The 19719-nt window shown below is 73.2% G+C and carries 15 protein-coding genes; 11 read left to right on the plus strand and 4 right to left on the minus strand.

Features of this window, described 5'->3' with window-relative positions:
- Positions 1–108: 108 nt before the first annotated feature.
- Positions 109–975 (minus strand): lipase family alpha/beta hydrolase, encoded by an 867-nt coding sequence (locus tag ACWC1K_RS10525; RefSeq protein ID WP_450830139.1) that lies wholly within the window; start codon positions 973–975, stop codon positions 109–111.
- Positions 976–1323: 348 nt separating this feature from the next.
- Between ACWC1K_RS10525 and ACWC1K_RS10530 the strand changes: the two genes are divergently transcribed.
- A complete protein-coding gene (locus ACWC1K_RS10530) occupies positions 1324–1740 on the plus strand; it encodes a cobalamin B12-binding domain-containing protein (protein ID WP_351462844.1) in 417 nt (138 codons plus the stop codon).
- 203 nt (positions 1741–1943) lie between these two features.
- On the opposite strand, the gene ACWC1K_RS10535 is transcribed toward ACWC1K_RS10530, so the two are convergent.
- Both ACWC1K_RS10535 and ACWC1K_RS10540 read right to left on the minus strand, forming a co-directional pair.
- Entirely contained in the window at positions 1944–3566 is a 1623-nt protein-coding gene (locus ACWC1K_RS10535) for a DUF5691 domain-containing protein (RefSeq protein WP_450830141.1), read from the minus strand.
- 64 nt (positions 3567–3630) lie between these two features.
- Positions 3631–4992, minus strand: a complete 1362-nt coding sequence (locus ACWC1K_RS10540) for an SWIM zinc finger family protein (RefSeq protein ID WP_450830143.1) — start codon at positions 4990–4992, stop codon at positions 3631–3633.
- Between the two features lie 145 nt (positions 4993–5137).
- On the opposite strand from ACWC1K_RS10540, the gene ACWC1K_RS10545 reads away from it, so the two are divergent.
- From ACWC1K_RS10545 to sucD, 9 genes are all read left to right on the plus strand, one after another.
- Positions 5138–6277, plus strand: coding sequence for an ATP-binding protein (locus ACWC1K_RS10545; protein ID WP_450830145.1), 1140 nt, complete (start codon positions 5138–5140; stop codon positions 6275–6277).
- Positions 6274–6462, plus strand: coding sequence for a hypothetical protein (locus tag ACWC1K_RS10550; RefSeq protein WP_450830147.1), 189 nt, complete (start codon positions 6274–6276; stop codon positions 6460–6462). Before ACWC1K_RS10545 ends, ACWC1K_RS10550 begins: the two co-directional genes overlap by 4 nt.
- Before the next feature lie 19 nt (positions 6463–6481).
- Complete coding sequence (locus ACWC1K_RS10555; RefSeq protein ID WP_450830149.1) at positions 6482–9298, plus strand: DUF5682 family protein; 2817 nt, start codon at positions 6482–6484, stop codon at positions 9296–9298.
- Complete coding sequence (locus tag ACWC1K_RS10560) at positions 9295–9471, plus strand: hypothetical protein (RefSeq protein WP_450830151.1); 177 nt, start codon at positions 9295–9297, stop codon at positions 9469–9471. The genes ACWC1K_RS10555 and ACWC1K_RS10560 overlap by 4 nt, the downstream gene beginning before the upstream one ends.
- Positions 9468–10643: a VWA domain-containing protein gene (locus ACWC1K_RS10565; RefSeq protein WP_450830153.1), complete on the plus strand. Its 1176-nt coding sequence runs from the start codon at positions 9468–9470 to the stop codon at positions 10641–10643. The genes ACWC1K_RS10560 and ACWC1K_RS10565 overlap by 4 nt, the downstream gene beginning before the upstream one ends.
- 290 nt (positions 10644–10933) lie before the next feature.
- Complete coding sequence (locus ACWC1K_RS10570) at positions 10934–12016, plus strand: hypothetical protein (protein ID WP_450830155.1); 1083 nt, start codon at positions 10934–10936, stop codon at positions 12014–12016.
- 244 nt (positions 12017–12260) lie between these two features.
- Complete coding sequence (locus tag ACWC1K_RS10575) at positions 12261–14318, plus strand: hypothetical protein (RefSeq protein WP_450830157.1); 2058 nt, start codon at positions 12261–12263, stop codon at positions 14316–14318.
- A gap of 456 nt (positions 14319–14774) precedes the next feature.
- Positions 14775–15953, plus strand: coding sequence for an ADP-forming succinate--CoA ligase subunit beta (gene sucC, locus ACWC1K_RS10580; protein ID WP_450830159.1), 1179 nt, complete (start codon positions 14775–14777; stop codon positions 15951–15953).
- Positions 15954–15974: 21 nt separating this feature from the next.
- Positions 15975–16859 (plus strand): succinate--CoA ligase subunit alpha, encoded by an 885-nt coding sequence (gene sucD / locus ACWC1K_RS10585; RefSeq protein ID WP_390666086.1) that lies wholly within the window; start codon positions 15975–15977, stop codon positions 16857–16859.
- A 151-nt stretch (positions 16860–17010) separates the two neighbouring features.
- Here the strand turns inward: sucD and ACWC1K_RS10590 are convergent, their stop codons facing one another.
- Positions 17011–17841, minus strand: a complete 831-nt coding sequence (locus tag ACWC1K_RS10590; protein ID WP_450830161.1) for an RNA polymerase sigma factor — start codon at positions 17839–17841, stop codon at positions 17011–17013.
- Positions 17842–17937: 96 nt separating this feature from the next.
- Between ACWC1K_RS10590 and ACWC1K_RS10595 the strand changes: the two genes are divergently transcribed.
- Positions 17938–19713 (plus strand): cell division protein PerM, encoded by a 1776-nt coding sequence (locus ACWC1K_RS10595; RefSeq protein WP_450830163.1) that lies wholly within the window; start codon positions 17938–17940, stop codon positions 19711–19713.
- Positions 19714–19719 lie beyond the last annotated feature (6 nt).

Consider the following 19719-nt stretch of genomic DNA (forward strand, 5'->3'; position numbering starts at 1 on the left):
GTCGGAAAGCCGTGCGAGTGCTGTCCGGGTGCCGTTCAGGGCTGTGAGCGGGCTGTACGGATACGGCCGTACCGGATGCGGCTGTGGACGGGGCTGTAAGAGGCGGGGTCAGGCCACTGTCAGGCCGCCGGCGTGCGCGGCGGCTTCTGCTCCTGTTCCCTCGGCGTCGAGGGCCTGGCGTATCCCGGTCGCCACGGCGGGGTGCACGGGCAGGGCGAGATGTCCGATCCCGCTGACCTGCACGTTCTGCACCATCAGGTCGGGGTGGTCGATACAGGCGGTCTCCAGTGGGTCCATCAGGTGATCGAGGTCGCTCCAGAAACTCACGAAGTGCGTACGGCAGCCCGGCGCGGGCCGGGTCAGCTCCTCGAGCAGCTCCGAGCCGGGGCGCATCTGGCGGACGATCGGGTGGGCGTTCGCCAGCGGTACCACCCGGGTGCCGGAGTGCGGGGTGCCGAGCGTCACCAGCGTGCGGACGCGGATGTCGCCGCCCAGCCGCTGCACGTAGTACCGCGCTATCAGTCCGCCGAGGCTGTGTCCGACGATGTCGACCTGCCTGCTGCCCGTGCGCTCGCAGATTTCTTCTATGTGCCGGCTCAGCAGCTCGGCCGCGGTGCGGATGTCGCAGGTCAGCGGCGAATAGTTGAGCGACTCGACCTGCTGCCTGCCGTGCTGGGCGAGGCTGCGGCGCAGCAGCACGAAAACCGAGCGGTTGTCGATGAAGCCGTGCAGGAGGACGACCGGGGGTTTGGTCCCGGTCGGCAGCTGTGCTGCGCCGTCCGCCGACGGGAGCGGGACCGATGACCCTCGGCGTTCCTGGATGACGCCGGAGGGATAGAGGAGGAGGTGTCCCGCGAGGATCGCGAGTTCCAGGGCGGTCGCCTTCAGCAGGGCCAGGGAGAGTCCCGCCAGTCTGCTCGGGAGCAGTCGCTGGCAGAGCGGGAGAAAGGGCAGCGCTGCCCTCGTGACCTTCATGGCCGACCTCCTGTCGGCACGCAGGAGACGCCTCTGTCCCCCGTGTGCCCTCGTTGAGGCCGCGGAAGGCGGTCGACGGTCCTTCACGGCATCGTCGACACACCGCATCGCCACGGCGCGCGGTCTGCGGCGCGGTGGTGCGGCGGCTCCTTTGCGGCTCCAGTTGCGCGTGTTCCCGCCGGAACGCTGCGCGGTGAACGTGTCCCATCGTGTGATTTCCCCCTCGCTCTTCACCGCGAAACTGCCGGTTGCGGGATGCTGGCGATAACGTTCGTTCACTTCCCCGGCCGGTTCGGGTACCCAGTACTTGTCGGTAGGGATGGATGCAGTCGCTTCATGGAGGCAGTGATGGGTGTGGCAGCCGGTCCGATCCGCGTGGTGGTGGCCAAGCCGGGGCTCGACGGCCACGATCGCGGGGCCAAGGTGATCGCGCGTGCGTTGCGCGACGCGGGTATGGAGGTCATCTACACCGGCCTTCACCAGACCCCCGAGCAGATCGTCGACACCGCGATCCAGGAGGACGCCGACGCGATCGGGCTGTCGATCCTGTCCGGTGCCCACAACACGCTCTTCGCCGCGGTGATCAAGCTGCTCAAGGAGCGGGACGCTGAGGACATCCTGGTCTTCGGCGGCGGGATCATCCCCGAGGCGGACATCGCTCCGCTGAAGGAGCAGGGTGTCGCGGAGATCTTCACGCCGGGGGCGACGACGCAGTCGATCGTGGACTGGGTGCGTGCGAATGTCAGGCAGCCGGCCGAGGCGTAGGCCTCCGGCGGTGCGACCGTCGTGTGGTGCGGGTGGGACGGGGTGACCGGCCCTGGGGGCTTCGCCCCCAGACCCCCTTTCGGCCTGAACGGGTTCGTCCTCAAACTCCCCCGCTCTCGGCTTCGCTTGAGCGGGAGGACTTCCACGACGGACTGAAATGCGCTGACCGGCGCTGAAGAAGTGCTGAGGCCTGAAGGACAGTCCTACGCCGCGTCCAGCTCTTCCGCCATCGCCGCCCGCAACCGCAAGGTCGTCACCAGGCGCTGGAACGCCTCCGCCCAGTAGCCGCCCGCCCCCGGTGACGCGTCCTCCGGCTCGTCGGGTATCGCCAGCAGGCCGTCGAGGCGGCTTGCCTCGGAGGGGTCGAGGCAGCGTTCGGCCAGGCCCATCACTCCGCTGAAGCTCCATGGGTAACTTCCCGCGTCCCGGGCGATGTTGAGCGCGTCCACCACTGCCCGCCCGAGCGGCGCGGACCAGGGCACCGCGCACACCCCGAGCAGCTGAAACGCCTCTGACAGGCCATGTGCCGCGATGAACCCGGCCACCCAGTCGGCCCGTTCCGCTGCGCTCAGCGTGCCGAGCAGCCTGGCGCGCTCGGCCAGTGACACCGCGCCCGGCCCGCCGGCCTCGGGGGCGGACGGGGGTCCGAGGAGCGCCCGGGCCCACTCGGGGTCCCGCTGCCGCACGGCGGCCCGGCACCAGGCGGCATGCAGTTCGCTCTGCCAGTCGTCCGTCACCGGCAGCGCCACGATCTGCCGTGGCGTACGGCCGCCCAGCCGCGTGGACCATGTCCCGAGCGGTGTCGCCTCCACCAACTGGCCGAACCACCACGACCGTTCACCCCGCCCTGCCGGAGCCTTGGCCACGACACCGTCGCGCTCCATGCTCGCGTCGCACTCGTGCGGAGCCTCGACGACGATCACCGGTGAGTCGCCCGTGTGGTCGACGGCCACGCACGCCGCTGCTCTGACGGCCATCCGCGCGGCGAGCGCCGAACCCGGCAGCGCCGAGAGCAACTCGGCTGCCGTCGCCCGGACATTGCGACTCCGGTCGGCCAGCGCCTGTTCCAGGAACGGCTCGTCCTCGGGGCCGAGTCCCGTGCGCAACGAGTCGAGGAACATCAGACGGTCCTCGGCCCGCTCCGTCGACCAGGTCGTGGTGAGCAGTTCGCGGGCGGCGGCGGGCTCTCGGGCTCGTATGGCCGACAGGAGCGCCACCCGCTCGGCGAACAGGCCCTCCTCCCACAGGCGCCGGGTCTGCTCCGTGTCCTCGGGGTGCGGCAGGGCGGCGCCCCCGCCCGGGATCGCACGCAGGGCGAACCGCCAGTCGGGATTCAGCCGGGCCAGCCACACGGCGCGCGGCCCTGCGAACGCCAGCGCCGCCGGCCGCAGATCCGTACGCCCCCGAGCCGCGTCCAGCAGCGCGGGCAGCGCCTGCGGGGGTGCCGCGAAACCGCGGGCGTTGGCCGCCGCGAGCCACTGCGGCAGCAGCTCCATGAGGTCCGGCGCCGTGCCTCTGCGGCCGCCGCCGCCCGTGCCCGGCCGGTCGGCCAGCAGCAGTGCGAGCCTGCGGGCCGCCGCGGGGGGCAGTACCGGCCGAGGGTCCTCGGCAGCGGGCTCGGGCCGTCCCGCCGCCCGAGCCGCTCGCAGCCCCGCCCGCCGCCGAACGGTCTCCGCGGCCGCCGCGTCCAGCAGCGCCACCGGCGCCTCCCGCCCCGGCGCTGCGCCGGGCGGGGTGCGCCGCTCCGTTCCGAGCAGTGCCGCCGTGACGAGTTCCTCCCAGGCGCCCGAGGCGGGCGCATGCACCGGCGTGGACGTCGTGTTCATGCGGTTCCTTTCCGTGAAGCTCCCGTCCCTGTGGGCGTCGTACGGCGGTCCTGCGACATTCGGCTCAGCACAGCCGCACCGCCTCTCCTGCTCCCTCCGGCCACGCCGTCAGCGGAGTGAAACCCCGGTGGCCGCACTCACCGAAGACCTTGACCGGGGCGCCGCCGGACAGGGCGACCAGGCGCCAGAGGCCGGGGCGGCTGCGGGCAGTGGGAGTCAGCGGCAGCGCCGCGTCCGCATCCGCGTCCGCGTCCGCCAGCTGCCAGGAGTCGCCGTCCGGGATCGGTATGACCCGGTCCAGCGTGACCGGGACGGAGTCCAGCCAGGGGTCGTCCCGCAGTGCCTCGCCATAGCGGGCGGCCGCCTGCGCGGTCGTCACTCCTGGCGGCCGTGCCACCGACGGGGCCGGCGGTGCGAACTGCTCGCCCAGGGCCGCCCGCAGTTGCCCGGCGCCCGGATAGGCGGACACCTCGGCGTCCAGGGTCAGCCCTACGGGCAGCGCCAGCTCCGGGGCGCGGCCCGCGGCGCCGTAGGAGAGGAGCAGCGCGGTGCGGTCCGAGTCCGTGCCGTGCAGCCAGATTCTGCGGGTCGTCAGGCGGGTGTCCGCCGTGTCGTACTGGGCCAGGACCAGCCAGCGGTCGCGCAGCGGCGGGCCGTCCGCCGTGCCCGGCAGACCGATCCGTGAACGGACCGTGGCCGCCAGGCCGTCCGGCAGCCGTTCCCGGTGCAGCCAGCCCTGGTCGAGGAGATGGAGCAACGCGCACTCCTCCAGCAGACGCACCGGCCAGCCCGGCCCGGACGACGGGATCGCCCCCAACTCCCGCACCCGCGCGGCCAGTCCAGGCGCCTGGGCGTCGACCATGCGGGCCGCAGTCTCCTCCCACAGCGCGTACCCCGCCTGCTCCGCGCTCGCCAGACCGCCGCGCAGCAGATCCGTCAGGCGCTGCTCCAACTCGGTCGCACCCGCGGTGATCCGCTCGGCCCGGCGCTCCGCCCGGCGCCGCGCGGCCTCCGGATCACCGGACCCGGACGAGGAACCGGCCGCCCCAGCCTCCCGCTTCTGCTCGGCGCGCTGCCTTCTCCCCTCTATCCACTGCACCGCCCAGTCCGGCGCCTGCGCCGACGGCACCGCACCGTCCCCGCCCGCCCAGAGCAGCAGCAGCCCGAGCGCGTGCTTGCACGGGAACTTGCGGCTCGGGCAACTGCACTTGTACGCGGGGCCCGCCGCATCCGCGATGTCCACGACCGTCTGATACGGCTTGCTGCCACTGCCCTTGCACTGCCCCCACACCGTCCCCTCGTCGGAACTCCCCGCCTCGGACCACGGCCCCGCCGCGCCGAGTTTGCTGCCCGCTTTGCGTGACGCGGCGTCAGGCGCCAGTGCCAGCACCTGATCCGCGCTCCAGCGCACCCCCTGCTGAGTCATGACATCGAAGGTAGATCCCGCCACTGACAATCGGTCCGGCGAGCGCGCTCTGACAGGAGTTTTCGCAGGTCAGAACGGATTGTCAGTGGCGTAGTGCAACGTGGGTGCCAGATCCGAACCGGCCGAGCTGGAGGGGGCCTCAGCCATGTCTGTGTCCGTGGAACCGACGATCGTCGAAGCAGCCGAAGTACCCGCGAAGGAGCCGGCCGAGGCGTTGCGGCCGCACGCGGAGGACGCCTTCGCCGATGAACTCGCCGCACTCGCCGCGCAGGACGACCGCCCGCGCCCGGCCCGCTGGAAGCTGTCGCCGTGGGCGGTGGCGACATATCTGCTCGGCGGCACCCTGCCGGACGGCACGGTGATCACACCGAAGTACGTGGGCCCGCGCCGCATCGTCGAGGTCGCCGTCACCACGCTCGCCACCGACCGCGCCCTGCTTCTGCTCGGCGTGCCCGGCACCGCGAAGACCTGGGTGTCCGAGCACCTGGCCGCGGCGGTCAGCGGCGACTCGACGCTGCTCGTGCAGGGCACGGCGGGCACGCCGGAGGAGGCGATCCGGTACGGCTGGAACTACGCGCAGCTGCTGGCGAACGGCCCGAGCCGGGCCGCCCTGGTGCCCAGCCCCGTCATGCGGGCCATGGCGGAGGGGATGACGGCGCGGGTGGAGGAGCTGACCCGTATCCCCGCCGACGTCCAGGACACGCTCATCACGATCCTCTCCGAGAAGACGCTGCCGATACCGGAGTTGGGGCAGGAGGTGCAGGCCGTCCGCGGTTTCAACCTGATCGCCACGGCCAACGACCGGGACCGCGGGGTCAACGACCTCTCCAGCGCCCTGCGCCGCCGCTTCAACACGGTCGTGCTGCCACTGCCGGAGAGTGTCGAGGCCGAGGTCGACATCGTCTCGCGCCGCGTCGACCAGATCGGCCGCTCGCTCGACCTGCCGGCCGTGCCCGAGGGCATCGACGAGATCCGCCGCGTCGTGACCGTCTTCCGCGAGCTGCGTGACGGGGTCACGTCCGACGGGCGTACGAAGCTCAAGTCGCCGAGCGGCACGCTGTCGACGGCGGAGGCGATCTCGGTCGTCACCAGCGGACTCGCCCTGGCCTCCCACTTCGGCGACGGCGTGCTGCGGGCCGGGGACGTCGCCGCGGGCATCCTCGGTGCCGTCGTCCGCGACCCGGCGGCCGACCGCGTCATCTGGCAGGAGTACCTGGAGGCGGTCGTCCGCGAGCGCGAGGGCTGGAAGGACTTCTACCGGGCCTGCCGTGAGGTGAGCGCGTGAACGACCTGGGGTGGGGCCGGCCGGGCGGAAACGGCGGGAACAGCGGGAACAAGGGCTCGGGCGGGAGCCAGGGACCGGGCGGCTCGGTGTGCACGGCACACGAGGACTGGCTGCACGTCGGGAACGGCAGCGGTCCGGAGGGTGCCCGGCAGGCGTCCGGCGGCCGCATTCGAGGGGCGCGATGACCAGGACGAGGGGGACGGCGTGACAGGGACGGCAAGGGGCGGGAGCGGCGCGGCCGGCGGTGGGCCGCTGCTGCTCGGCGTACGACATCACGGGCCCGGCTCGGCACGAGCGGTACGGGCGGCGCTGGACGCGGCCCGGCCCCGGGCCGTGCTGATCGAGGGCCCGCCCGAGGCCGACGCACTGATCCCGCTGGCCGCCGAGGAGGACATGCGGCCGCCGGTCGCCCTCCTCGCCCACGCCGTGGACGAGCCCGGCCGCTCGGCCTTCTGGCCGCTCGCCGAGTTCTCCCCGGAGTGGGTCGCGATCCGGTGGGCCCTGGAGCACGACGTACCGGCGCGCTTCATCGACTTGCCGGCGACCCACACCCTGGCGTGGAGCAGGGACACGCAGGACGAACTCGGCGGGGGCGGCGCGGGCGGTGGACGCGGGGATGACACCGATGCGGCCGGGGGCGGCGCGTCCCGTGCCGACAACGGGCGCGGGAGTGTGGGTGGCGACGGCGCCGGGCGCGGGGGCGCGGTCGGGGCCAAATCCGGCGCTGGGGCCGGGTCCGGGGCTGGGTCAGAAGCCCACTTCGGGGCCGGTGCCGCAGCAGGAACGGGGGCCAGGGCAGACGCCGACCCCGGCGCAGGATCCGACATCGCGGTCGGAGCCGACGCCGAGACCGGATCCAACACCGCGGCCGCAGCCGGCGCCGCGGCGGAGACGGGAGCCGGGTCAGGTGTCGATGCCGGGGCCGACGCTGACAGCCGTGCCGATGCCGGGGCCGACAGTCGTGCCGATGCCGGCACCAGCATTCACGCCCATGCCGACGCCGATCTCGGTGGCCGGCCCTCCTCCGACAGGTCCGTCCTGGCGAACGACGTCCGTATCGACCCGCTCGCCGTGCTCGCCGAGGCCGCCGGGTACGAGGACCCGGAGCGGTGGTGGGAGGACGTCGTGGAGCACCGGGGGGTGGGGGAGGGGGACGCGTTCGCGCCGTTTCTGGCGCTGGAAGAGGCCATGGGGGCGTTGCGGGAGGCGTACGGCAGCGGGGGGCACGACCGGGATCTCGTGCGGGAGGCGTACATGCGGCTCCAGGTGCGGGCCGCGCAGCGGGAGTTCGGGGACACGGTGGCGGTCGTGTGCGGGGCCTGGCATGTGCCCGCGCTGCGGCAGAAGACGGCCGTCGCCGCCGACCGGGCGCTGGTCAAGGGGCTGCCCAAGGTCAAGGCGGACATGACGTGGGTGCCGTGGACGTACCGGAGGCTGTCGCGGGTCAGCGGTTACGGGGCCGGCATCGACTCGCCGGGCTGGTACGGGCATCTGTTCGCCGCCCCGGACCGGCCGGTCGAGCGGTGGATGACCAAGGTGGCCGGGCTGCTGCGGGACGAGGACCGGATCGTCTCCTCGGCGCATGTCATCGAGGCGGTGCGGCTGGCGGAGACGCTCGCGGCGATGCGGGGCCGCCCGCTGCCGGGGCTCGGCGAGACGACTGATGCCGTGCGCGCGGTGATGTGCGAGGGCTCGGACGTGCCGCTGGCGCTGGTGCACGACCGGCTGGTCGTCGGGGACGTGCTGGGGGAGGTGCCGCAGGCTGCGCCGGCGGTGCCGTTGCAGCGGGACCTGGACCGGAGCCGGCGTCGGCTGCGGCTCAAACCGGAGGCGCTGGAGCGGGAGTTGGAGCTCGACCTGCGCAGGGAGACCGACGCAGGGCGCAGCAGGCTGTTGCACCGACTGCGGTTGCTGGGCGTGGCGTGGGGCGAACCGGTGGCTTCGCGGGGGAGCACGGGCACGTTCCGGGAGACGTGGCGGCTGCGCTGGGAGCCGGAGCTGGCCGTGCGGGTGGCGGAAGCCGGGGTGTGGGGCACCACGGTGCTCGCCGCCGCGACGGCCAAGGCGGAGGCGGACGCCGTCGCCGCACAGGTCCTGGCCGACGTCACCGGACTCGCCGAGCGCTGTCTGCTCGCCGAACTCCCCCAAGCGCTACCGGTGGTGATGCAGGTCCTGGCCGACCGGGCGGCGCTCGACACGGACGTCGGCCACCTCGCGCAGGCCCTGCCGGCCCTGGTCCGCTCCCTCCGGTACGGCGATGTACGCGGCACGGACACAGGGGCGCTGGCCGGAGTCGCCGCGGGCCTCGCCGAGCGGATATTCGTCGGCCTGCCCCCGGCCTGCGCGGCCCTGGACGCGGACGCCGCCGAGGAGATGCGACGCCATGTGGACGCGGTGCACGGGGCGGTGGGGCTGCTGGGCGAGGCGCCCACGCCGGGCCACCGCGACCTGCGGGGCCGCTGGCACTCGGTGCTGCGCGCGCTGTCCGTCCGGGACACCGCGCCCGGTGTGGTCCGCGGGCGGGCCGTGCGGCTGTTGCTGGACGACGGGGAGTTGGGGCAGGACGAGGCGGCGCGGCTCATGGGTCTCGTGCTGTCATCGGGGACCCCGCCGGGGGATGCCGCCGCCTGGATCGAGGGCTTCGTCGGCGGAGGGTCCGGCGGCGGAATGCTCCTCGTGCACGACGAGCGGCTGCTCGGGCTGGTCGACTCGTGGCTGACCGGCGTGCCGGCGGAGGCCTTCACGGACGTACTGCCCCTGCTGCGGCGGACGTTCTCGGCGTACGAGCCGGGGGTGCGCCGGACGCTGGGCGAGCTCGTCCGGCGCGGACCGGGGGAGCGGGGGAGCGTGACGGCCGCCGGCTCCGGCATACCGGGCTTCGCGGTCGACCTCGACCCCGGGCGCGCGGACGCCGTGCTGCCGGTGGTCCGGCTGCTGCTGGGCCTGGACGGACCGGGCGGCCCGGGAGGGGTGGAAGTGGAAGAGGACATCGACAACGACCTTGCGGGGGTGGCGGGATGACGAAGGACGGACTGATGGAAGCCCAGGAGCTCGTCGGCGCGAGGGCCGTCGGGGAGAACAGGAACGGCAACAGGAATCGCACCAGGTACGGGGGCGGGGCGAAGGACCGTCCGCTGGTCGCCGTCGCCGTGATGCCGCTCTGGGACCGGCCTCGTACGGGGGTGTGCCGATGACGGCCGAGGCGACGGACCCGGCGGCCCCGGCGCAGGAGCGGCTGCGACGCTGGCGGCTGGTGCTCGGGGGCGACGCCGCCGACGGCACGGGATGCGCGCTGTCGGGGCAGGACAGCGCGATGGACGGGGCGCTGGCCGCGCTGTACGGGAAGGGTGACGGGCAAGGGCGGGCGGGGCGGGACCGGTCGGCGGGGCTCGGGGCGTCGGCGCCGTCGGTGGCGCGCTGGCTGGGGGACATCCGGACGTACTTCCCCTCCTCCGTCGTCCAGGTCATGCAGCGCGACGCCATCGACCGGCTCGGGCTGTCCGCGCTGCTGCTGGAGCCGGAGATGCTGGAGGCGGTGGAGGCCGACGTCCATCTCGTCGGCACGCTGCTCTCGCTCAACAAGGCGATGCCGGAGACGACCAAGGAGACGGCACGGGCCGTTGTGCGCAAGGTCGTCGAGGACCTCGAGAAGCGGCTCGCCACCCGCACCCGGGCCACCCTCACCGGCGCCCTCGACCGCAGCGCGCGGATCAGCCGGCCGCGCCATCACGACATCGACTGGAACCGCACCATCGCGGCCAACCTCAAGCACTATCTGCCCGAGTACCGGACGATCGTGCCGGAGCGGCTCATCGGCTACGGGCGGGCGTCCCAGTCCGTGAAGAAGGAAGTCGTCCTCTGCATCGACCAGTCGGGGTCGATGGCGGCGTCCGTGGTCTACGCGTCCGTGTTCGGGGCGGTGCTCGCCTCCATGCGGTCGATCAACACGCGACTCGTCGTCTTCGACACGGCGGTGGTGGACCTCACCGACCAGCTCGACGACCCGGTGGACGTGCTGTTCGGCACGCAGCTGGGAGGCGGCACGGACATCAACCGGGCACTCGCCTACTGCCAGTCGCAGATCACCCGGCCCGCGGAGACGGTGGTCGTGCTCATCAGCGATCTCTACGAGGGCGGGATACGCAACGAGATGCTCAAGCGGGTCGCCGCGATGAAGGCGTCCGGAGTGCAGTTCGTGACGCTGCTCGCGCTCTCGGACGAGGGGGCGCCGGCCTACGACCGGGAGCACGCGGCCGCACTCGCCGCGCTGGGGGCACCGGCGTTCGCGTGCACGCCCGATCTCTTCCCCGAAGTGATGGCGGCGGCCATCGAGAAACGACCGCTGCCCATACCTGACACGGCATGACCGGACACGACACGGCATGACCGGAAACGGTGCAACCGGGGAGACACGGAACGGTCACTGACGATTTGTCGATGCATCGTCGTCCGACTTCGCCCAGCAAAACGGACATGCCTACCCATCGGTAACTGGGGGCTTGCGCAACCTCGGGAGGGCCGTGCGAGGATCGACGCCTCATCCGCGGCGCGCCGTTGTGCCGCCTCGTCCGTACCGCACCGCGTCGCGCCGGACTCGTAGCTCGTTACGGCTCGTCATGTGAAATTCGTTCCGCCGCACGGGAGGACCACCCCCTCTTGACCTGGCCAGCAGCCTTGCCCGGTGCCGCTCTGCGCGTGATGCGCACGGCGGCCGGCCGGCGTGCGCTGCAAGTCGTGCTGCTGGTGGGCGGGTTGTTCGCGCTGGGGTTCCTCTGCGGGGAACAGGCACACGCGGCGGAGCAGGCGCCGGCCGCCTCCGCGTCCGAGGTCGTGGCGGCCGTCCCGGCGGACGGCGTCCGGGCGTCGTCGACGAGCGATGCGGTCGCCACGGTCACTCGGCTCACGAACACGTCGGCCGCTACGGTCGGCCGGCTGACGAACACTTCGGCCGCACGCGTGGTGCAGGCCACCCAACCCCGGCCGGCCGCTCCGGACAAGCCCGAGCCGACGACTCCCGCCGCACCGGCTCCGGCACCGGCGCCGGTCCAGGCACCGACCGATCCCAGGCCCGCCCCGAACCCCGGCGCCATTCCCGCGAACCCGGGCGCAGCCGGTCAGGTCCTCACCCCGTCGGCCGGTGAGCTCGTCCGCTCCGTGGGGGATCACGTCGTACAGCCGGTCGGTGGTCTGGTCGAGACCGTGACCGCCGGGCTGGGCAGGGTGACCGCGCAGATACCGCCGTTGTCGTCGTTGCCCTCCCTGCCGAGGCTGCCTGGATCGCCGTCGACGCCGGGCCTGCCCACCTTGCCCGGCTTCCTTGCGCCGCCGGGCCGGATACTTCCCGCGCCGGTCGCGCCGGCGCCGCAGCCGGGTGCCGCAGGGCACTCCGGAAGGGAAGGCGCCGTGGACGACCGGCGCTCCACAGGGGCAGCGAGCGATACGGGGCACGGGCCGCGGTTCGTCGTGGACGTGACCGCGGGCCACGCCACCGCCGTGCAGGGCGGCGGGCGGCGGGCCGGTGCCGGGTACGCCCCGGCACCGCAGGCCCCCGACCGCGACCCGGCCGGCGCACCGGCCAACCGGGCCGCGGTCGACAACGGCACCTCGAGGCACGGCGACGCACATGCCGTCGCCCTGAACCACCGGCCGTTCGTGCGACTCGTGCCCGGCGCCGCCGCGCGCGCAGCCGCGGCCGGTACCCGGGACAGGCACCGGGACATCCCCGTATTCCCCGGCTAGGGCAGGCCCTTCCCCCGCCACGGACCTGCCGCGCGGGGGCGGAGCAGGTCTGCCCGCCCGTCCGGACACCCCTTCGTTCTCCGGACGCAAGCCGCCGACTCCGCTGGTCCCGACTCCCCGGACCAGGACCGGAAGCGGCGCCGGAATTGTCCCCAAGCCTTTCGAAGAAGCCCCGGAACTCCCCGGATCTCCCCTGAGATCAAGGAGCGCGGAGCTTCCAGGGATCTAAGGATCTGACGCACGCATGAACAAGAACATCCGCCGCTCCATCGTCATAGCCGCCGGTGTCACCGGCGCATGGGCGCTCGGGTCCGCCGTGGCCAGCGCCGACGAGTTGCCCTCGTCCACCCTGTCCGTGTCCGATACGACATCCGATCCGGCCACCGACGTGGCCGTCGACTCCGGCAGCACCCTCGGCGCGCTGACCGACACCGTCACCGGCACGGTCGACGGCGTGGTCACCGGCGTCCAGCACACCGTCTCCGGCGTCACAGGGACGGCCGGCTCCACCGCGCACAAGGCGGCCTCCACGGTCACCGGCGCGCAGAAGACGACGCCCGGCGACACCGCCGAGCAGGCCCGTCAGTACGTCGACGCCGAGGTGTCCGCCCCGCGGGCGGCCGAGAAGGCCTCCAAGGTCAAGGGCGCCGCTGCCATCCAGGGCGCCAAGGCCGCCCGTGCCGCGCAGGCCGAGGCGAAGGCCGCGGCCGCCCAGGGCACCACCACCGTCACCGACACGTCCTCCTCTCCGCAGGGCGCGGTCGACTACCTCTTCGGCCCGCTCGCCGCCTTCGTGCCGGAGCTGGAGCAGGCGCTGGCCGCCGCCCAGACGAAGCTCCAGGGCGTGCAGTCGGCGGCCCGCACCCGGGCGCAGGGCGTCGACGGTGTAGTACGGACGAAGGCGCGGCAGACCGTCGCGGGCGCGGGCCGCACCGCGGCGGGTGTTCAGGGCCGTGCCGCAGGTGTGACGGGTCTCGCACAGGGCGAGGCCGGTGCCGTCGCCGGTGCCGCGCAGGCCACCGTGGCCGCGGTCCCCGGCCATGTCACGGGCACGGTCGGCGGGGTCGAGCAGAAGGTCGTCGGCACCGTGAAGAGCGTTCCCGGCACGGTCACCCCGGTCGTCGCGGAGACGGCCGCGGCCGCCGTCCCGCCCCTGGCCGCCCACGCCGTGCAGGGCGTGACACCGGTCGCGGGCCAGGCGGTGGCGGGCGTCGTCCCGGTCGCCCAGCAGACCGTCGCCGGGGTCGCGCCCACCGTCACCCACGCCGTGGCCGGGGTGGCGCCGGTGGCCACGGGCACCGTGAGCGGCGTGCTGCCGGTCGCCGCCGGCGCCGTGGACGGCGTGGCCCCGGTCGCCACCGGCGCGGTGCACGGCGTGCTGCCCGTCGCGCGCGGCGCCGTGACCGGCGTCGGGCAGACCGCCGGTCATACGGCCGGCGCGGCGACGGCGCTGGCGTACGGCGTGGTGGCCGACGTCCAGCCGGTCGCGGGCGGGGTCGTCGGGGGCGTGCAGCCGGTGGTCTCCCACGCGGTGCGGGGCGTTCAGCCGGTCGCCGCGGGCGCCGTGCGGGGCGTGCAGCCGGTGGCGGGAGGCGTGGTCCAGGGCGTGACTCCGGTCGCCGGTGGCGCGGTGTCCGACGTGCAGTCGGTGGCCGGTGGCGCCGTGCACGGCGTGGCCCCGGTCGCCGCCGGTGTCGTCGCGGACGTGCCCTCGTACGCCACCGGCCTGGTCGGCCAGGTCGGCGAGGACGCGACGGGGGCCGTGCTGCCGCCGGTCGCGCACACCGCCGTGGACGGCGTGCTGCCGGTCGCCGGGCAGGCCGTGGCGGACGCGGGCGGACTGGCGTACGGCGTGACGGGCGACGTCCGGCCGTTCGCCGGGGGGATCGCCGACGACGTGGCGCCGCTCGCGTACGGCGTGGCCGGTGACGCGACCGGCCTGGCGTACGGCGTCGCCGGACAGGTGCCGCAGTTCGCGCACGGTGTCACCGGGGCCGCCCAGCCCGTCGTCGACCTCGTCGAGCCGGTGGTCCACGGCGTCGGCGGCAGCGCGACGACGCTCGCGTACGGCGTCGCCGGCGACGCCACCCCCTTCGCCTACGGCGTCGCCGGGGACCTCGACCCCTTCGCCCACGGCGTCGTGGGCCAGGTCGCGCCCTTCGCCGGCGACCTGACCGACACCGTCCGGTCCACCGGCGGCCCGCTCGCCCAGCACGCCGTCACCGGTGTCCAGGGCGTCACCGAGTCGATCACGCCGGGCTACGCGCAGAACGTGCAGTACGGCAGCCCGTACGGCGTCTGACGCTCGACCGACTCCGCGGATCCAGGGACCCGGACGGCCGAAAGCCGTCGGACCGGCCGGCCCGAACTCCGCGGGCGGAGCCAGGTGATCCCCATTGGGGTGGGGACCACCTGCTCCGAGCCCCCCTTCGGGGCTGTACAGAGGGCCTCACCGGGTCAACCCCAGCCCGGTGAGGCCCCTCCCCGTACGCCCCCCCGCACGCCCTTGCGAACCGTGCCCGGCCCTCACATCCGGCACGCCGTGCCAGTGAGCGCGGCATCATGTGACAGGTATCACCGCTCAGGTGTGACCCTCGATTTAGGGGCCCTCCGCAAGCAGCGATAACCTGCGAGACGGACATGCCGCGCGCTCGGACACCGTGTGCGCCTCCCCTGTGACTAGCGGACGTCACGTTGCCCTTCGCGGCACGCCCACGCATCCAACGAACCGCGAGATCACTGATAGGGACGGAAGCGCGTGGACCTGTTCGAGTACCAGGCGAGGGACCTCTTCGCCAAGCACGATGTACCGGTGCTGGCCGGTGAAGTCATCGACACGCCTGAGGCGGCCCGCGCAGCCACCGAGCGCCTCGGTGGCAAGTCTGTCGTCAAGGCCCAGGTGAAGGTCGGCGGCCGTGGCAAGGCCGGTGGCGTGAAGCTCGCCGCCACCCCGGACGAGGCGGTCGAGCACGCGACCAACATCCTCGGCATGGACATCAAGGGCCACACGGTCCACAAGGTGATGATCGCCGAGACGGCGCCCGAGATCGTGGAGGAGTACTACGTCTCCTTCCTCCTCGACCGTGCCAACCGCACCTTCCTCTCCATCGCCTCCGTCGAGGGCGGCATGGAGATCGAGGAGGTGGCGGCCACGCGCCCCGAGGCCGTCGCCAAGACGCCGATCGACGCCAACGAGGGTGTGACCGAGGAGAAGGCCCGCGAGATCGTCGCGGCCGCCAAGTTCCCGGCCGAGGTCGCCGACAAGGTCGTGAACGTCCTCGTCAAGCTGTGGGACACCTTCATCAAGGAGGACGCCCTCCTCGTCGAGGTCAACCCGCTGGCCAAGGTCGCCTCCGGTGACGTCATCGCCCTGGACGGCAAGGTCTCGCTGGACGAGAACGCCGAGTTCCGCCAGCCGGAGCACGAGGCCCTCCAGGACAAGGACGCGGCCAACCCGCTCGAGGCCGCCGCCAAGGAGAAGAACCTCAACTACGTCAAGCTGGACGGCGAGGTCGGCATCATCGGCAACGGCGCGGGTCTCGTCATGAGCACCCTGGACGTCGTCGCGTACGCCGGTGAGAACCACGGCGGCGTGAAGCCCGCCAACTTCCTCGACATCGGCGGCGGCGCCTCCGCGCAGGTCATGGCGAACGGCCTGGAGATCATCCTGGGCGACCCGGACGTCAAGTCCGTCTTCGTCAACGTCTTCGGCGGCATCACCGCGTGCGACGAGGTCGCCAACGGCATCGTGCAGGCGCTGAAGCTCCTGGAGGACCGCGGCGAGGACGTCACCAAGCCGCTCGTCGTCCGCCTCGACGGCAACAACGCCGAACTGGGTCGCCAGATCCTCACCGACGCCAACCACCCGCTGGTGCAGCGCGTCGACACCATGGACGGCGCGGCCGACAAGGCCGCCGAGCTCGCGGCTGCGAAGTAAGGGACGAGGGACAGAACAGCCATGGCTATCTTCCTCAACAAGGACAGCAAGGTCATCGTCCAGGGCATGACCGGCTCCACGGGCATGAAGCACACCAAGCTCATGCTCGCCGACGGCACCAACATCGTCGGTGGCGTCAACCCGCGCAAGGCGGGCACGTCCGTGGACATCGACGGCACCGACATCCCGGTGTTCGGCACGGTCGCCGAGGCGATCGAGAAGACGGGCGCGAACGTGTCCGTCCTCTTCGTTCCGCCGGCCTTCGCCAAGGCCGCCGTCGTCGAGGCCATCGACGCCGAGATCCCGCTCGCGGTCGTCATCACCGAGGGCATCGCGGTCCACGACTCGGCCGCGTTCTACGCGTACGCCGTGTCCAAGGGCAACAAGACCCGGATCATCGGCCCGAACTGCCCCGGTCTCATCACCCCGGGCCAGTCGAACGCCGGCATCATCCCGGGCGACATCACCAAGCCGGGCCGCATCGGTCTGGTCTCGAAGTCCGGCACGCTGACGTACCAGATGATGTACGAGCTGCGTGACATCGGCTTCTCCTCGGCCGTCGGCATCGGTGGCGACCCGGTCATCGGCACGACGCACATCGACGCGCTCGCCGCGTTCGAGGCCGACCCCGACACCGACCTGATCGTGATGATCGGTGAGATCGGCGGCGACGCCGAGGAGCGGGCGGCCGCGTTCATCAAGGAGAACGTGTCGAAGCCGGTCGTCGGCTACGTCGCGGGCTTCACCGCGCCCGAGGGCAAGACCATGGGTCACGCGGGTGCCATCGTCTCCGGGTCGTCCGGTACGGCTGCCGCCAAGAAGGAGGCCCTTGAGGCCGCCGGGGTGAAGGTCGGCAAGACGCCTACCGAGACGGCGAAGCTGGCGCGGGAGATCCTCGCCGGCTGAGCGGCCTTTTAGCTGAGCGTTGGTGGGCCCGTTCCCCGGGGTGGGGGCGGGCCCACCGGCGTCTTCGCTTGCCCGCGCAGGCGGGGTGCCGCCTCTCTTCGGGACGGGTGCCGCCCCAGCGGCACGACTGCCCGCAGGCTACGGAGGCCGGCTATGACGTCAGCGGTACCAGCCGCTCCGGGCCGTGGGCCGTCCCCGACCGTAGTTTTGCGCGGAGTTGGGCCTGGGGGGCCGACAGGGCTCCGCGGGCCACCCGGGGTGGGAGCCCTTGCACGTTTGCGCCTGGTGGTACCGGGGGCTCGTAGTGCGTGGGTGCCGTTTGCAGGGCCAGGGTTGTCGTGCCGATCAGGGCTGCGGTGAAGGCGATGGCCGCCCGCGTCCAGAAGCGGGCGCTGCGTTCGCCGCGTCTGCGTACCGTCGGCGGGTTCGGCGCGGGCTGCCGCTCCGTGGAGGCCAGTTCGACCAGGCGGCGGTTCAACGCGGACGGGTCGGCAAGCTCCGGCAGGCGTGCGGCGATCGCCTCGCGCGCGTGCAGCAGCCGGTGGGCCGCCGCCGGAGTGCTCGCCTCCGCCTCGGCCGCCGTCTCCGGCAGATCGAGGCCGACACCGTCGTAGAGCAGCAGCGCCCGGCGATAGGAGGGCGGGAGTTCCATGAGTACTGTCATCAGCTCGCGGTCGCGCCGGTCGGCGAGCGGCGGCTCGGGGTGCCGCAGGCTCGGGCGGAACCGGTGCCAGGGCGAGAGCGCGTACTCGTACGCCGTCGCCCGCACCCACCCCGCCGGATCCCGGTCGACGGCCACCTCGGGCCAGCGCTGCCAGGCGAGTTGGAAGGCCCGCTCGACCGACTCGCGCGCCAGCTCGCGCCGCCCGGTGAGCAGGAACGTCTGCCGTACGAGGGCGGGGGCGCAGAACGCGTACAGCGCGTCGAAGGCCTGAGCGGGCGTCAGCTCGGGCGCCAGCGGGCTCGCAGGGTTCGGCGTCACGGGGCGCCCTTTCGTACGAAAAAGTACATAAACGTATATTGGGCGACACTTCGGCGGTTTGCCTATTACGACGAGAAAGCGCGTGTCGTTGGGAGCATGGCGGTCGTGATCCAGACGACCGCTCGCCGAGCTCCGCTGCCGTACCTGCGTGCCCGGATCCGGGCCAGGATGCGTGACCGATCGCCCGGCCTCGGCGCCGGCGTGGCGGGCGGTGCGGTGGCCGCCGGGCTGGGGCTCGGGACGATCACCGTGCTGGTGATGGTGTTCTGGATCAGTTCGCCGTACCCCGACAGCGGGCCCGGCGGAGCACTGCACGTCGCCGCAGCGCTGTGGCTGCTGGCACACGGCACCGAACTGCTCCGCACCGACACGCTCTCCGGTGTCCCCGCCCCGGTGGGTGTCACTCCGCTGCTGCTGTTCGCGCTGCCGGTGCTGCTGCTGCACCGGGCGGCGCGGGACGTGGTGTACGGCGGCGAGGAGGACGGGCCGCTGCTGTCCGCCCGTACCGCCTGGGCGGGTGTGGTCCTCGGCTACCTCGGCGTGGGTGCGGCCGCCGCGCTGTATGCCTCGGGCGGAGAGCTGCGGCCCTCGTGGGGGCGGGCCATGCTGTGCCTGCCGGTGCTCGTCATGGTGATGGCGGGCGCGGGGGTGTGGACGGCCTACGGGCATCCGCGCCGGGCGTTCGACGGTGTGCTGAAGCTGCTGCCGTCCGGTCTGCGCAGCTTCGTCCGCGGGCCGGGCTCCCATGCCCGCCTGGGCATCGCGGCGCGGTCCGCGGGGGCCGGGGCGGCGGTGCTCGTCGGGGGCGGGGCGGCGCTCGTGGCCGTCTCCCTGGTGTGGCACGGAGGGGCGGCGCGGGTCTCCTTCCTGCATCTGACGGAGGGCTGGTCGGGCCGTTTCGCCGTGCTGTTCCTGTGCCTGGTGCTGGTGCCGAACGCGGCGGTGTGGGGGGCGGCGTACGCCCTCGGGCCCGGGTTCGTGCTGGGCACGGGGCATGTGGTGGACCCGCTGTCCTCGGCGCCGGCCCCGCTGCTGCCGCCGTTTCCGCTGCTGGCCGCGGTGCCGGACGCGGGGGCCGGGGGATGGCCGAACTGGGTCGCGGGAGCGGTGCCGCTGGCTGCCGGACTGGCGGTGGGGTGGTTCGTGGGCGGGGCGGAAGCGCGCGATGCGTCCTCCTCGCCCGACGCCGGAACCTCCGGGACCAGGAAGACCGCCGGCACCGCCCTGCTGGCGGCGCTGCTGTGCGGGGCCGGAATGGCCGTACTGGCGACGATGGCGGGCGGACGGCTCGGGGTCGCGCAGCTTGCCAGGTTCGGGCCGGTGTGGTGGGAGACGGGAGGCGCGGCGGTCGTCTGGACGGCGGTTGCGGCGATTCCGACGGCGGTCGTCGTGCGGGCCTGGCGGTGCCGGGCGCGCCGGGGACGCGGGACGGGCGCGGAACCGGAACCGAACACTCTCGCTCTGAGGCAGAAGACCGTGGACCCGAAAGCGAAGCTCGTCGAGCCGGGGCCGGAGGCCGTGGACTCGAAGCAGGAGAAGCCGAGGACGGCGGAGAAGCCCGAGAACGCGGAGAAGGCGAAGGTCAAGGGGCGGTTCTGGAGGAAGAAGCCGGCTTCGGACGGGGCGCGGAATCCGGCGGACGCCGCGACGCCCTCCGCCCCCTACGACCAGGACGACGCGTACGGCGCGCTGCGCGACCAGGAGGAGGCGGGCTTCGGGCCGTACGACTTCCTGCCCGTCGAACCCCCCTCGCCCGAGCCGTCGGCCTCATGGCCCGGCGACGCCACCCGCGAGTCACGCTGGGCAGCCCTCAAGGACGCGTCCGAGCCGCCTCGGACGCCGGACGCACCCGATGCGCCGGACGGGCCGTGAGTGCTG

The sequence above is a fragment of the Streptomyces sp. NPDC001492 genome, from assembly GCF_053597275.1.